Source organism: Petrotoga sibirica DSM 13575, assembly GCF_002924625.1.
Classification (GTDB): domain Bacteria; phylum Thermotogota; class Thermotogae; order Petrotogales; family Petrotogaceae; genus Petrotoga; species Petrotoga sibirica.
This window is the reverse complement of sequence record NZ_JAHC01000009.1, coordinates 1-14,116: the sequence shown is the minus strand read 5'-3', so window position 1 is coordinate 14,116 and position 14,116 is coordinate 1. Positions and strand designations below refer to the sequence as shown.

At 36.6% G+C, this 14,116-nt stretch carries 15 protein-coding genes; 9 read left to right on the top strand and 6 right to left on the bottom strand.

Annotation, left to right across the window (positions count from 1 at the left end):
* Nucleotides 1-109: 109 nt before the first annotated feature.
* Both AA80_RS02540 and AA80_RS02535 read left to right on the top strand, forming a co-directional pair.
* On the top strand, nt 110-1,603 hold the full coding sequence (locus AA80_RS02540; RefSeq protein ID WP_103876272.1) for a gluconokinase: 1,494 nt from the start codon (nt 110-112) through the stop codon (nt 1,601-1,603).
* 14 nt (nt 1,604-1,617) lie between these two features.
* Nucleotides 1,618-2,040, top strand: coding sequence for a GNAT family N-acetyltransferase (locus AA80_RS02535; RefSeq protein ID WP_103876271.1), 423 nt, complete (start codon nt 1,618-1,620; stop codon nt 2,038-2,040).
* 1 nt (nt 2,041) lies between these two features.
* Here AA80_RS02535 and AA80_RS02530 read toward each other — a convergent pair whose 3' ends face one another.
* Both AA80_RS02530 and AA80_RS02525 read right to left on the bottom strand, forming a co-directional pair.
* Nucleotides 2,042-3,226, bottom strand: coding sequence for an MFS transporter (locus AA80_RS02530; RefSeq protein ID WP_103876270.1), 1,185 nt, complete (start codon nt 3,224-3,226; stop codon nt 2,042-2,044).
* A 113-nt stretch (nt 3,227-3,339) separates the two neighbouring features.
* A complete protein-coding gene (locus tag AA80_RS02525) occupies nt 3,340-4,041 on the bottom strand; it encodes a hypothetical protein (protein ID WP_244903560.1) in 702 nt (233 codons plus the stop codon).
* Between the two features lie 347 nt (nt 4,042-4,388).
* On the opposite strand from AA80_RS02525, the gene AA80_RS02520 reads away from it, so the two are divergent.
* From AA80_RS02520 to AA80_RS10440, 3 genes are all read left to right on the top strand, one after another.
* Nucleotides 4,389-4,751 (top strand): ArsR/SmtB family transcription factor, encoded by a 363-nt coding sequence (locus AA80_RS02520; protein ID WP_103876268.1) that lies wholly within the window; start codon nt 4,389-4,391, stop codon nt 4,749-4,751.
* 134 nt (nt 4,752-4,885) lie between these two features.
* Entirely contained in the window at nt 4,886-5,950 is a 1,065-nt protein-coding gene (gene arsB / locus AA80_RS02515; RefSeq protein WP_103876267.1) for an ACR3 family arsenite efflux transporter, read from the top strand.
* Nucleotides 5,951-5,986: 36 nt separating this feature from the next.
* The gene (locus AA80_RS10440; protein ID WP_103876266.1) at nt 5,987-6,142 is read left to right on the top strand and encodes a helix-turn-helix domain-containing protein; all 156 of its coding nucleotides are present in this window, start codon (nt 5,987-5,989) and stop codon (nt 6,140-6,142) included.
* Between the two features lie 71 nt (nt 6,143-6,213).
* On the opposite strand, the gene AA80_RS02505 is transcribed toward AA80_RS10440, so the two are convergent.
* Complete coding sequence (locus tag AA80_RS02505) at nt 6,214-6,414, bottom strand: DUF6440 family protein (RefSeq protein WP_103064580.1); 201 nt, start codon at nt 6,412-6,414, stop codon at nt 6,214-6,216.
* Nucleotides 6,415-6,468: 54 nt separating this feature from the next.
* Between AA80_RS02505 and AA80_RS02500 the strand changes: the two genes are divergently transcribed.
* From AA80_RS02500 to AA80_RS02475, 4 genes are all read left to right on the top strand, one after another.
* A complete protein-coding gene (locus AA80_RS02500; protein WP_103876265.1) occupies nt 6,469-6,972 on the top strand; it encodes a hypothetical protein in 504 nt (167 codons plus the stop codon).
* 1,209 nt (nt 6,973-8,181) lie between these two features.
* Nucleotides 8,182-9,204: an NADPH dehydrogenase NamA gene (gene namA / locus AA80_RS02485; protein ID WP_103876262.1), complete on the top strand. Its 1,023-nt coding sequence runs from the start codon at nt 8,182-8,184 to the stop codon at nt 9,202-9,204.
* A gap of 128 nt (nt 9,205-9,332) precedes the next feature.
* Nucleotides 9,333-9,707 (top strand): hypothetical protein, encoded by a 375-nt coding sequence (locus AA80_RS02480; RefSeq protein ID WP_103876261.1) that lies wholly within the window; start codon nt 9,333-9,335, stop codon nt 9,705-9,707.
* Between the two features lie 22 nt (nt 9,708-9,729).
* Entirely contained in the window at nt 9,730-11,088 is a 1,359-nt protein-coding gene (locus AA80_RS02475; protein WP_103876260.1) for a hypothetical protein, read from the top strand.
* A 23-nt stretch (nt 11,089-11,111) separates the two neighbouring features.
* Here the strand turns inward: AA80_RS02475 and AA80_RS02470 are convergent, their stop codons facing one another.
* The 3 genes from AA80_RS02470 to AA80_RS02460 all read right to left on the bottom strand — a co-directional run bounded on the left by AA80_RS02470 (nt 11,112) and on the right by AA80_RS02460 (nt 14,038).
* Nucleotides 11,112-11,348: an SGNH/GDSL hydrolase family protein gene (locus AA80_RS02470; RefSeq protein WP_199177820.1), complete on the bottom strand. Its 237-nt coding sequence runs from the start codon at nt 11,346-11,348 to the stop codon at nt 11,112-11,114.
* A 206-nt stretch (nt 11,349-11,554) separates the two neighbouring features.
* Nucleotides 11,555-12,715 (bottom strand): 23S rRNA (uracil(1939)-C(5))-methyltransferase RlmD, encoded by a 1,161-nt coding sequence (rlmD, locus tag AA80_RS02465; protein WP_103876259.1) that lies wholly within the window; start codon nt 12,713-12,715, stop codon nt 11,555-11,557.
* A gap of 114 nt (nt 12,716-12,829) precedes the next feature.
* Nucleotides 12,830-14,038, bottom strand: coding sequence for a hypothetical protein (locus AA80_RS02460; protein ID WP_103876258.1), 1,209 nt, complete (start codon nt 14,036-14,038; stop codon nt 12,830-12,832).
* Nucleotides 14,039-14,116: the final 78 nt, after the last annotated feature.

The window sequence follows — 14,116 nt, the reverse complement described above, 5'->3', positions numbered from 1 at the left end:
CGGGGCGAAGGGGCGCTAAAGCTGATTAAATTTAACTTACAACAATAGAAATCTTTCAAAAATTTGTGGATTCTAAAGAAAAAATAAAACAACAAAAGGGGTTTTGGTTATGAAATGTGTTTTAGTCCTCGATGTGGGAACGACAAACATGAAAGTAGCGATTGTAAACGAAATAGGTGACATTATCTCTCAAGAAGTTAAAAAGATAAATTTAGTTCAGTCTGCGGAAGGGGTAGCGGAACACGATCCTCAAGAATTATGGGGAAACTTTTTAGATATTTCAAAGAAGATAATCACAAACTTCGAAGGTGATATTTCATTATTAATTTTTTCTGGGTACCAATTCGGTTTTCTACCGATAGATCAAAAAGGTAATCCTTTGATGAATATGGTAACACTCTTAGACACAAGATCACAGAATATAATGAACGAAGTTGAAGAAAGATTTTCCTTTGAAGAGATATACAAAAAGACTGGTTGCCCACCTGCTTTTAATTATACAATAGCCAGAATATTGTGGTTGAAAAAAGAAAAACCAGAAATTTTTGCCAAAACCTATAAGTTCTTGGACATTAAAAGTTTCTTCACATTCAAATTAACGGGTAAGTGTTACACAGAACCAAGTTTAGCCTCAGTCACACAACTTTTGAATATAAAAACGCAAAAATGGGATGAAGAACTAATAAAAAGATTGGGAATTGATAAAGATCAATTGCCTGATCTTGTTCCTGGGAACGTAATTGTGGATACAGTAAAAAAAGAAATAGCTAAAGAAATTGGTCTCGAAAAAGAAGTTCCTATTATGTTAGGAGTATATGATGGTGGGGCAATGATTTTAGGAATGGGGGGTTATAAAAAAAGTGCTGTATGTAATTTAGGTACTACTGCAATGTTTAGAAGCGCATATAATGAGCCATTACTTGATAAAACAGGGCAGTACAGGCTTCAAACCTATGCTCTATTACCTGGGATGTGGGCTATAGGAGGAGCGGTTAACAATGCAGGTGTAGTATTGGAGTGGTTTAGAAATAATATAGCTAATGGTATGAATTATGATCAAATAAACGAAGAGGCTTTGAAGGTTAAAGTCGGTTCCGAAGGCCTTATTTGCTTCCCGTTTCTAACAGGAGAAAGAGATCCACGAATAGGCAGCTTATCTACAGGGAGTTTTTTTGGATTAAAAACTTTTCACAACTTAAGTCACATGGCAAGATCTATATATGAAGGTGTAGGTTATGGGCTGAACATGATAAAAACAGCTTTAGAAGAAAACGACGTCAATTTAAAAAGATTGACAGTTGGGGGCTCAGGCAGCAAAAGCGATGCCTGGATTCAAATTTTAGCTGATATATTCAACATCCCTGTAACCAAATCAAAGACAGAAAATGCAACGTTGATAGGTGAATCGATGGTAGCTTTTTCACAATTGGGAGTTTACAACGATATTGAGCAAGCTGGGGAAGTTATGATAAAACTGGGGAAGAGTTTTGAGCCTCAAACCTCGTCAGTTAAAACATATGAGGCTTATTACAATTTTTTTGAAAAAATGATCCAAAACTATCGGGATATGTATACCTTACATACGCAATTGATCAATTCTTGAGGTGGGAAAGAAAAATGGCAATAAAATTTAGAGAAGCAAAAATAGAAGATTATGAGCAGATGTATAGATTGTGGGAAACAACAGAAGGCATGGGGTTGAGCGAATCTGATACAAAAGAAAATATTGAAAGATTTTTGAATAAAAACCCAGGTTTAAATTATGTATGTGAAGATAATGAAAAAATTGTTGGTACAATACTATGTGGCGAAGACGGAAGAAGAGGATATCTTTACCATCTTGCGGTTGATAAGAAGTATAGAAGGAATGGGATAGGGAAAGAATTGGTAAACTTGGTTTTAAATAGTTTAAAAGAAAAAGGTATCATAAAATGCCATTTGTTTGTTTATTATGAGAATGAAATTGGCAAGACATTTTGGGAAAAAACAGGGTGGTACAAACGTGACGAATTACTGATTTACTCAAAGGATATTAAATAAATCATGGGTTACTATTGATCACAGGTTTTCTCAAAAATAAACTGTTTGCCTTTTCCACCATGGCTATCATAAGAAAGACTAATATAGTTAAATATATGGGATATAACCTTATATCGAAATGTTCTTGCAAAAATCCGAACAAGGGTGGCATAAGAGTTATTCCAAGGTATGCTGAAGCCATCTGTAACCCTATAATGGAATGTGATGCATCCTCACCAAAATTAGTTGGTGTTGAATGCATCAAACTTGGATATATCGGTGCACAACCTAAACCTATGAGAATAAGGCCTATAAATGCCGTATAATTGCTAAAAGGAAGAATCAATAGTAACAATCCTAAAATGATTATCCCTTGCCCCAAACGTATCATATTTTTATTATTCATTTTGAAAGTTATAAATCCAGATATAAACCTTCCTATTGTAATTCCGAAATAAAATGAAGCAGCCCATTTGGCTGCTATTTCAGCAGACATACCTCTATTTAGTACTAAATAACTTGCCGCCCACAAACCAGTAGTTGCCTCTAAAGCACAATAAGAAAAAAAGGCGATCATAATAGACATTACCCCTGGTAAGGCAACAACATCTTTTAAAGAATAATTTTTGTATTTTTCTTCTTCGGCTTTGTTATCTGTTTTCTTATCTTTCCACAGAGGCAAAGTAAAAAATAGTACAGAGGTTAAAACAATCTGAATTAACGAAATAGTAAAATATCCTGAATTCCATTTAAAACCGTTAGTCAACAATATCCCCATAATATATGGTCCAATTGTGGCTCCAACTCCCCAAAAGCAATGTAACCAGTTCATATGTCTAGCTTTGTAATGTAGGGCGACAAAACTGTTAAGTGCCGCATCAACACTTCCTGCACCTAAACCGTAAGGTATCCCCCACAAACACAAATGCCAAAAAGAAGTTGATATAGAAAAACCAAACAATGCTATAGCAGTCATTCCAACGCTTATGGCGGTTAGTTTCCCAGTACCAAGTTTATATATAGACTTTCCGCTGAACAATGTTGAAAAAATAGTTCCTCCAGAGATGATCATTGATATAATTCCTGCATACGATACGGGCACGTTTAATGTTTTATACATGCTTGGCCAGGCTGACCCTAAAAGAGCATCTGGCAATCCGAGACTGATGAATGAAATATAGATAATCACTAGTAAGATAGAATACATATTAAAATCTCTCCGTTGATTTAAAATTTGAATAAGTTCGAATTATAGTATAGGTATTTTTGGTGATTGATTATATTTACAGATTTAATCCTAAATTTTGAAAATGCTTTTTACTAAAACGCATTCCATAAAAACACAAAAATGAATATGCATCCCCAGGCATTTCTTGTGATTTCTCTTACCATTAGCATACCATAAATAATGATAATTACACTTAACATTTCAATGAAGCCTTCAAGGGTAACACCTATCATACCGTGTATTAAAATACACGCTATCGCAGAAAAAATCGCACCCCAATTGAGCAATCTGTTTTTCCAGGGAAACCGCAGATTAATTTTATCGCTGATTACCACATAGTTAAAGCCCTCAAAAAAGCCCCACGCTGTTGCGATAATTAACATTGTCACTATATTAACGGGGGACCCGCTTGATAGAGCTTCTTTCGTCATCCATACAGCCTGAAAAGGTAAATAACTTGTTATCTGTTGTGTTACAGCTAAAAAAATGATATGTGGAACAAAACAAAGTACGCAGAGGGCAATGGACATCAAAGTACCTTTTAACCTTAAACCATGTGAAAAAAAGCTTTCTTTTCTATAAATTGCTACTATGCTAATTCCTAATCCGGCGATACTAAATTGACATATGGCAGCAATCAAAGTTCTTAACAAAATGGGTAAATGCACATTCTTGACTACGTTGTTAAACTGGCTTTGGAAAGCCATATATATTCCAAGAGCTGCAAAAGTTGTAATCAGAATTATCCATATATCAGCATTCAGCCTTTTCTGTTCTATTGTTGTTTTTTTCATACCCATATTAAAAATCTTCTCCCTTGTATAGCACCCAATAAAAATATTAGGAATTTAAAATGAGTGTCAACCAACTGTCGACTAACTTGGAGGGATTTTTCTCTCCTTTTTGTCTAAGAACTGTACTTGTTCCTTTCAAAACTTACTTCATAAATGGTTGCACTGGATTTTGAGACATATGTTTGTCATTTGTATACAGATCATTTTATAATTGCTTATATCTTTTGGGCCAGTAAATATCCATAGATCTTTGCTTTGTCCGAAAACTTTTTCAAACACATTGACAAAATTTGATATGATGTATATAATAGTATCATATCAAATAATTTTGATATGAGGTGATTAAGTTGGCAACTGTTTATGAAGAACAGGCAAAAGTATTTAAAGCGTTTTGCGATGAAACACGTCTGCGAATACTGCAACTACTTCGTAGCGGTGAAAAATGCGCTTGTGTTTTGCAAGAACAGTTGAATTTGGGGCAGTCGGGACTTTCCTACCACATGAAAATTCTGGTTGAATCAGGGGTTGCAGAGAGCAGGAAGGAAGGGAAATGGACATACTACACAATTAGCGAGAAGGGCAGTGCCTATGCCGCTACTTTGCTCAAAAGGTTGACAACCCCTAAAGCGGTTGAAAAAGGAAACAATTGCTGCAAAACCATGCCCTCTAATGATAACTTTAAAACAGAAAAACACATTGAAATTATTTGATATTAACATTATTTTATTGAAAGAAGAGCAGTCACAGTTTTGACTGATATGTCATCTCTTATGGCGGGCTTTTAGAAGTCGAAGTGGTCCTAAAGATTTTGCAAAAAATCAAATAGAATTTGAAGGGTGGTTATATGGAAAAAAGTAAAAATACAGGGCTCAGTTTTTTTGAAAAATATCTTACAGTGTGGGTTATCTTGTGTATGATTGCAGGTGTACTGATTGGTAGATTTCTCCCTGGAATTCCTGGGTTTCTCGGACGCTTCGAGTATGCCAATGTATCCATACCGATTGCCATACTCATCTGGCTCATGATCTATCCCATGATGTTGAAGGTCGATTTTCAAAGTATTAAGAACGTCGGTAAAAATCCAAAAGGACTATTTGTAACATGGGTGATAAATTGGCTCATCAAGCCTTTCACTATGTTCGGAATCGCCTGGGTGTTTTTCTTTGTGATTTTCAAAGCACTTATCCCCCCAGAGCTAGCTAAGGAGTATCTGGCAGGTGCCATCCTTTTGGGAGCTGCACCTTGTACTGCAATGGTATTCGTATGGAGCCATCTGACAAATGGCAATGCTGCATATACTGTGGTACAGGTTGCAACTAATGACCTGATTATTCTTGTAGCTTTCACTCCGATCGTAGCATTTCTACTTGGAGTCGGAGGAGTATCTATTCCATGGGACACTCTGATTCTTTCGGTAGTTTTGTTCGTTGTCATTCCACTTGTAGGCGGAGTGATAACTCGGAATTATATTATCCGCAAGCATGGACTGGAATATCTTCAGAACCAATTTATTCCGAAGTTCGGAAATGTCACAACCATTGGACTTCTTTTGACATTAATCATCATTTTTTCATTCCAGGGTGATGTTATTCTCAATAATCCTTTACACATAATTTTGATCGCAATACCTCTGATTATACAGACATTCCTTGTTTTTTTCATTGCTTATTTTTCAAGCAAGGCATTAAAATTACCACATGATATCGCTGCACCAGCCAGTATGATCGGTGCGTCAAATTTCTTTGAACTTGCTGTCGCTGTGGCAATCTCTCTTTTCGGTACACAAAGTCCTGCCGCCCTTGCTACAATAGTTGGTGTTCTAACTGAGGTGCCGGTTATGTTGATGCTCGTAAAGATTGCAAATAGTACAAAAGAATGGTTCAAGCTTAAATCAAAGTTTGCTTTATGAAAATCCATCAGGAACATTTTCCAATTTATTGGAGAAATGAAAACTGTTTTAAGTTGTGGTATAATTATAGTATACAATTATATGAAGGGAATTTGGATGTTAAAAACATACAAGTTTTGTATATATCCAACAAACAAGCAAATAAACAAACTTAACGAGTCATTTACTGCCCTTCTATTCCTCAAGCCTTGACACCAGTGCCGCTGACTTGACTCGAACTTTCGTCGCCAGAAGTGGGAGCAGACAGACTGTCTCCATATGCGTCATTGCTTTATTCCTAACTTGTCAACAATTACTTTACCATCTGAATCTAATAACGGTGTAATACCCTTTGGCCCAATACCAGTGTTCATTAAATAATTAACTCCAGTTTGAGTATCAACAACGATATAAATAGCACCTAATCCTAATGATTGTTCTTCCTTAATGACAAACCGTTCCTGTTTCTTCTGTTTTTTAAACATATAAAAATCTTCCTCGTATAATATGTATGGATATGAAACTTAAAAAAGGTGGTGGTGAAAGGTAGTTCTCAGTTTTTGGCTTTACAAAGACTCACACGCCATAGGTTCCATTTAGTTCATACACTCGCTTCTGAAAAGAATTGGATGCTTTCCAACATTTATCTGAAATTCAGTGAATTGGCTGTGAATAATAGGGATAAGCCCTTTTCCGATATATATGGTGCTACATCTTGTGCTGTTTTGACTGAGTTCTACTCTTTGGATGAGATAGTTTACAAACCCATTGGTGATTTAACTAAGTTCGTTATTGAAAAAAGTAAAAACAGGTTCAAAGATCCCGTGAAGGTTGCAACTCTTCTTAAACAAGCAGCCAATAATTCGTACAGATTAGACAAAATGGCTTATGAACCTTTGAATATCGCTATCTCTTCCTCCTTAAACGTAATAAAAGCCTTGGAAAAAGAAATAGAAACCGTTGATAAGGCTATTGAAAAAACGGTAAAAGGGCTTAATCCCATAGAATATAAATCACTCATCTCTGTCAGGGAACTTCTCTAAATCTTAAAATTCTGAATCACACAATTCATTGATTAGGGGTAACCCCCCCTCAAACTCGATGAAAACAAAAATCTCTTTTTTAAAAGTATTTGTTTGCACAATTCTACAAACAAATGATATCATATCCTTGACTCTTTTTGAAAGGAGACAAGGAAAAAATGGAGGCATTCGATATGGAGGATCCAGTGCAGGATCTTTTACAGTGACAGCTGTATATATAAATAATAAAAAGCAAATCTTTTTCAAAGACATAAATACTATCTAACCATTACACTATTTCGATGACAATTAATTATGTTCTAACACACGTTCTATACTGGGTTAATTTATGCTATAATATAATCGATAATGGTAGAATAAAATTATAAAAGATTATTCACAAGTCTAATACTTTGCTATCTTGCCTACAAATGGGATATACTTAGTTAGGATAGTTTTGTTACAGCATCTTGCCATATGGTGTGGTGGATAGCCAAAAGGTAAAGGATATGAATACCTCGCTCATTTCAGATAAGGATAAAAATATGTTTTGAAGAAAGTTTCGTAGTTTCTAAAGAAGGTATAAAATACCATAGGAAGGAGGTGTAGACGTCGGTCAGAAAATACCAGCTAATGTATCACTGGGTCTGACATTGGGTAGTGCAGCTGGAGCGTTGTTTTTCTTAGCAAACCTTTATGTTCTGTTGCATCTTATACAGCAGATTATTGCTCCTAAGGCGCAATGGAAATGGCTTAATAATATGCGTGACAAGTGACATTATGTACATTATATCGGTAATATAGCAGCATTTATAGCCGTTGCGGTCCATGCTATGATGTTCGGGCAGTTTGCTTCGATATTTCACTGGATACTTATAGCCGTTATGGCATGGATGGTGTTTGCAGGTTTTGTCATGAGGTTTACCAAAGTTAGTCCCCAGTTTAAAAAAGTGCTGCGGCGGTTTCATTCTAAGTGGTATATGTTTGTGATTGTGTTGGTTCTGGTTATAATAGCTCATGTAGCTTCTCTTCCATCATTTCCTTATCCATTGGGATGGGTAAATCCCGTATTCCCTTTAAAATTTTTGAAACTTTTTTCATTTTTTATCCAAAAAAGTCTGGAGTGCTGCTAACACTTAAACGGTGTTTTGCTGCACTTCTTTTATTTATCATCCGCATCATTTAACAATAGAGGCAAATAAAAGTACAATATATCTGGAGGTGCTTTTCATGAGTAAACTTTTTACACCGTTTAAGGTAAAGGGACTTGAATTTAAAAATCGTATCATGATGTCGCCTATGTGCATGTATTCCGCCAGTGATGACGGAAAGTTAACCGACTGGCACTTTGTACATTATAGTACTAGGGCGATGGGAGGCGTCGGTCTTATTATGCAGGAGGCTACTGCCGTTGAGAGGCGCGGCAGGATTACTGCCAAAGACTTAGGCCTCTGGGATGACAGTCAGGTTGAGCCTCTGAAAAGAATGGTGGATTTTGTGCATTCAATAGGATGCAGTATAGGGGTTCAGTTGGCCCATGCAGGTAGGAAATGCGAGGTTAGAGGCGAGACGATTGTGGCCCCGTCAGCTATGGATTGGAGCGAAGAGTATCCTGTGCCAGCGGAGCTAACTAAGGAAGAGATTAAGGATATTGTAAAGGCTTTTGGCCAGGCTGCCATGAGAGCGGTAAAAGCTGGATACGATACTGTGGAGGTACATGCAGCACATGGTTACCTTATTCATGAATTTTTATCGCCACTTTCCAACAAAAGAACGGATGAGTACGGTGGAAAAAGAGAAAATAGAGTGAGATTTTTGCGTGAAGTACTAATTGAGATAAAGAAAAACATACCCGATAATATGCCAATTTTTATGAGAGTGTCTGCCACGGACTTTGTAGACGGAGGGCTTGATATAAATGAAACGGTAGAGATAGTAAAACTCGTGAAAGACCTTGTGGATATTGTGGATTGCAGTTCTGGTGGACTTTTATCACCAAGGATAGATTTATATCCTGGCTATCAGATCATTTACGCAGACACTGTAAAAAGGGAAACAGGGGTACCGTCTGTAGCTGTAGGTTTGATATCCAGTCCGGACATGGCGGAAGAAATAATAGGAAACGGAAGGGCGGATATGGTGGCACTGGGTAGGGTTCTTCTAAGGCAGCCATATTGGCCTGTATATGCGGCACATGAGCTTAAGGATGGAGATATAATAGCAGAGCAGTATTACAGGGGGAGATATAGATAAAGGTAGCAACTCTTATAAGTAATTTTGAAGGATACATAAGAAAAAGGAGAAATTTGTATGGGGTTTCATACAAATATTGTGATATTGTACAAAAATATGATGGATACAAATACGAGGAGGGGTAGACAATGAAAAAGATTTTATTACTTGCGCTTGTGAATGTTATGTTCATAAGCATATTGGCACTGTCCGTTTTTGCGTCAGAGCCAACGTATTCTTCCCAGAAAGCTAAAGACCTAGTATCCGAGATCTCAGGTATCGATTCGGCAAAGTTTAGTGCCAACCTGGGTCAGAGATACGACGCACCACGTCAGGCATGGAATATTCACTATAGGGATCAAGAAGTCAGTGTCAATGCCATAGTGGATGCTTCCACAGGTGAGCTTGTAAACTATGGGTACTACAAAAACTATTATGTCGGCAGCAAAGACAGCAATGTGCCAAACTACACCAGGGATGAGCTCAAAGAGACAGCTGTAAACTTCATAAAGAGATACGCATAACGTTGGCTTATATCCTCTGCCAATGGGGATTAATGCCAGAACGGGAGAACCCGTAAACTACAACGGTCAGACTTTTGAGATGGGTAAGAGGGAAGAGTATAAGATAACCAATGTAAATAAGATCTCTCCCCTGGGGAAGATGAATGAAAAGAAAGCAAAGGCTTTTGTGGAAGAATATCTGAAGAGCATGGGCAATGACCCGGAAAAATTCACTCTAAACATCAATATAAATGAAAACTATAACGATCAAAATATAAAGGTATATAATATTTTTGCTAATCATGGTGATAAAGATAGAAACATCGATTTTAACTCAGTAATTGAGGTGGAGGCAGGGAAGATAATAAGCATTAATTATGGCGAATGGCTAAATCAGCCGACTTTCCCTGATGCCGATAATGGTATAGGAATAGAAAAGGCAGTGGAAACTGCAAAGGATTATTTATCCAAGGTAAGTCTTCCTTTTGAAAACATGCTGGAGGTGTCCGGGAAAGGTTACAACTACACAGTAAATTTCATCATGTATCAGGAGGGAGTCTTATACCCCGTTAATACGGTTAATGTCAATGTTGATAACGAGGGTAAGGTAGTTCGATTTAATATTAATTACAGTGACATCGAGAAAATCGATACTACTGGAATTATTACCATTGAAGAAGCCGAGGTAAAGCTGTCTCAGTATCAAAAACTTCAGCTCTCCTTTGTCTTACCGAGAGATCGGTATTCAGGAAATCCGGTGGGGGAACCGATTCCTGTTTATCAGCTCTCTGATATCAACGGCTTTGGGATAGATGCCAAGACGGGTGAGTTTGTAGGATATGGCGAATCGACCTTGCCTATGGCAGGAGGAAAGTTCGACCCTTATACTGCAGTAATCGGAGATAAGAATGAGAGGATCTTAAAGATTTTCATTGATACGGGTATTATCCCTCAGCCGGTACCGGAGGTTAGTGAAAATGTGATGGTAGGCCAGGCTGCATTAATACTTACTAAGGCATTTACCCCAAATTATTATCAGATGCCAGAGCCCAGAACGGAGGAGGGGGCTGTAGAAACCACGCCTGAAGGAATCGCCTTGAAGGCATTAATGAAAAAAGGTGTGATAAAAGAGGATGTAAAACCATCAGATGCCGTTACAAGAGCCCAGATTGCCCTCTGGCTTTCGAGAGCCGCCGGTTATGATAAACTTGTAGATTCGGATATAGACTTTACATTACCAGTAAAAGATATCAATGACCTTGATAAAGAAGTTAAAAACAGCATAGCGATAGTAACCGCGTTAGAGGTAATGGATATAAAAGATGGAGAATTCAAACCCTACGATTTGCTGACATTCTCGGATTTCTGCGTTATAGTATATAATGCCATGAAAAACATGTAGCCAAAATTATTATGGGGCAGTCTTTAGACCGCCCCATAAGGTCCAATTGTGTTCATATATACTTTACAGTCCCTTTCCCAGCGTTTCTTTAAATCTTTTACCCTGTTACCGCTTACTCCTTTGTTTATAAACCTAATGTTTTTTGCAGGATGTGCAGCTGATATCCACGATGCAGTTATCATAGAATAACCCAGGTCAAGGTCAGCAACGTTGTTGTAATCTCGGCCTGCGTCGGTCACACTGTCACCTTGAAACAGCATTACTGCGTTATCTTCTATAAGCATGTCAAACTCTCCTCGTATAATATGTATGGGGGTGAAACTTAAAAAAGGTGGTGAAAGGTGGTTCTCAATTTTTGGATTTACAAAGACTTACACGCCATGGGGTCCATGTATAGCTTATTATTGTAAGGTGAGAAAGCAGCTTGGAATTAAGTGAAATCTGACTAAGGAGTTGTATTAGATAGTTAATACATCCTTGTCATCAATGCTACTGACTCAACGTGGTCAGTGTGAGGAAACATATCTACCAGATGAAAATCTGAGATTGTGTAGAGATCGGATAATTCTTTTAAATTGGGTATTAGGGTTTTAGGGTTGCATGAGATATAGATAATTTTATTAAATTGCTGGGTTTTTATGAATTTTATAAGGTTTGGGTGTAATCCAGCCCTTGGTGGGTCCAATACTATATAATCAGGTTTTTCGACTCTGCTTTGTTGTTTAACAATTTCTTTTACATCTTCATTTATAAATTCTACATTGTTGATATTATTTAATATGGCGTTTTGCTTGGCTGCCTTTACCGCTTCTTTTACAATTTCTATTCCATAGACTTTTTTCGCTTTATTTGCGAGTAATAGGGATATTGTACCCGTTCCAGAATAAAAGTCGTATACAACATCTGAATTTTCTGCATAAGATAACGCAGTTTGGTATAAAACCTCTGTTCCTTTTGTGTTTGTCTGAAAGAAAGAGAAAGGACCAATTTTGAAAGTTAAATCTAAAATTTTTTCGTAAAAATAATCTCTACCGTATAATATTTCCATTTCATCTGCTTTGACAACGTTGGCTTTAGATTCAGTCTTGCTTTGAATTATGGAAACGATATTTCCTTTTAAGTTAGTATTCAGCATTTCTTCTTTCCATGTTTCTATTTCTTGATAATAATTATTATCTAAGGAAGTTACCAAGTTTAAAAGTATTTCCCCAGTTTTTAACCCTTTTCTGATGCCCAAATTTCTAAGAAAACCAGAGTGGTTTTTGTAATTTCTAAAAGGTATGTTCTTTTTTAAGAAGAATTCTCTTGTCTTCATAACAATATTGTTGAAATCATCATCCACCAGTTTACAATCTTTTGTGTAATAGACGTCGAATTTCTTACCTTTTCCTCTTAATCCCAAAACAAGAGGGCCATCTTTGTATTCGTTACCAAAAGAGTATTCCATTTTGTTTCTGTATTCATATATATCCACAGAAGGAGTAATACCATGATAATTATTAGGTTTTATTTGATATTGATCAAACAATGAAAGAACGCTTTTTTCTTTTATTTTTAGTTGTTCGTTGTAACTGATATTCAATTTACTACATCCACCACATTTTTCAAAGGCTGAACATTTCTGCATTTTATGACTCCCTTTTCGATAATTAAAATAAAAAATACCCCCGAACAGTTTAATTATAACACTTTTCGAGGGAAATGGTTAGTTTTTTACTTTAACCTTATTTTAAGAAGAGGGCTAATAACTAATTATACTTTCTTCCATGCCGGCCATTGGGTCTAAATATTTTGTCAAATCATCTTCGTTTCCAGAAACCGCTACAAAACCGTCGTATGAATCAACTTCCCCAGTACCAGGAAGCCATGAAGCGTTCCATCCTTCTAAACCTGATAAATCTGGTATTTCATACTCATATGAATCTGCACTTCCCAACCAACCAGAGGATAATACTATCATCCAAACTATCGTCCAATCATTATTTGCTAAAGAGGTATTATAAAATCTTAATTCATGACCAATGATTTGGGGATCATACTTATTCCATGTGAATGTATTGTCTGAAAAGGCAGGTTTTTCCCAGGTACTAGAAGGAAGCGTATTCAAAGTTTCAATATCAGACGGATAGTCTGTAAATTTTGTAAATAATCTATTAAATGAGTTTTCTGAATCGTAATGACTTAAACTTAAAGCATATAAGTCATCTGAACTTGCAAGAGATTGAGGGATTTTTAGCTGAGAATTATCTTCGAACCAAGTAAATACCGGGGTTGTTCCACCCACTAACAAACTACCCCATGCATAAGCACCATTTATGGTAGTTGTAGCAAAGTATGTTGTGAGGTCTGTAAAGTCAGACAATGAAATATTTTTATTGTCAGTACCAGCTGTTATAGATCTATTTCTTTCTATATATATTTTTGAAAAATCTTCCCCTTGTTCTCCTGCTAAAATTACCAAATCATAGGTGCCAGGAATCGTTTGTACTGGGTAAGTTAAATCATTTGGGTATGTTAAATCATCCTCCGATTTAAACCATGGAAACGCATGATCCAAACCGTAAAAGATGCCTACGTATTTCCCTCTAAACTCATTTCCAAAATTCAAATTTAATGTAGCTTCAAAAGTATCTGGCCAGTACTCAAAGGTTATTGGTACTTCTTTTCCTTCGGTGGTATTGAGATTCATTACTTGAATGTCATAGTTAAATTTCTCACTCCAAGGGTCATACGATTTGTTGACAGCATAGATGCTGAAATTCCCATCAGCTGATTCAGGAGTAAAAGTGTACACGCCGTTAGTTGAACTTAATTTTTCCCAGGTTCCATCTTTCCCATCTTTATAAGCTAAAAACTCTATGCTTTCTCGAGCGGTGCCGATTGCACTTTCTAAACGAAAAGTGTACCAAAAATAAGAATCGGCTAAACGAAAAGCGTACCACCCTATCACACAAATCCTGTATAATGAATTTGGCTAAAAAAATTGTACAGGAGGAAAAGAAAGGTGATAGAGATGGTACAATACAAT

Excerpts from the sequence above, each read along its gene's own strand:
- AA80_RS02475 (WP_103876260.1), top strand. The coding sequence starts at position 9,730 with ATGGGGATTAATGCCAGAACGGGAGAACCCGTAAACTACAACGGTCAG.
- rlmD (WP_103876259.1), bottom strand. The coding sequence starts at position 12,715 with ATGCAGAAATGTTCAGCCTTTGAAAAATGTGGTGGATGTAGTAAATTG.
- AA80_RS02535 (WP_103876271.1), top strand. The coding sequence starts at position 1,618 with ATGGCAATAAAATTTAGAGAAGCAAAAATAGAAGATTATGAGCAGATG.
- AA80_RS02505 (WP_103064580.1), bottom strand. The coding sequence starts at position 6,414 with ATGTTTAAAAAACAGAAGAAACAGGAACGGTTTGTCATTAAGGAAGAA.
- AA80_RS02540 (WP_103876272.1), top strand. The coding sequence starts at position 110 with ATGAAATGTGTTTTAGTCCTCGATGTGGGAACGACAAACATGAAAGTA.
- AA80_RS02525 (WP_244903560.1), bottom strand. The coding sequence starts at position 4,041 with ATGAAAAAAACAACAATAGAACAGAAAAGGCTGAATGCTGATATATGG.
- arsB (WP_103876267.1), top strand. The coding sequence starts at position 4,886 with ATGGAAAAAAGTAAAAATACAGGGCTCAGTTTTTTTGAAAAATATCTT.
- AA80_RS02480 (WP_103876261.1), top strand. The coding sequence starts at position 9,333 with ATGAAAAAGATTTTATTACTTGCGCTTGTGAATGTTATGTTCATAAGC.
- AA80_RS02470 (WP_199177820.1), bottom strand. The coding sequence starts at position 11,348 with ATGCTGTTTCAAGGTGACAGTGTGACCGACGCAGGCCGAGATTACAAC.
- namA (WP_103876262.1), top strand. The coding sequence starts at position 8,182 with ATGAGTAAACTTTTTACACCGTTTAAGGTAAAGGGACTTGAATTTAAA.
- AA80_RS10440 (WP_103876266.1), top strand. The coding sequence starts at position 5,987 with ATGAAAACTGTTTTAAGTTGTGGTATAATTATAGTATACAATTATATG.
- AA80_RS02530 (WP_103876270.1), bottom strand. The coding sequence starts at position 3,226 with ATGTATTCTATCTTACTAGTGATTATCTATATTTCATTCATCAGTCTC.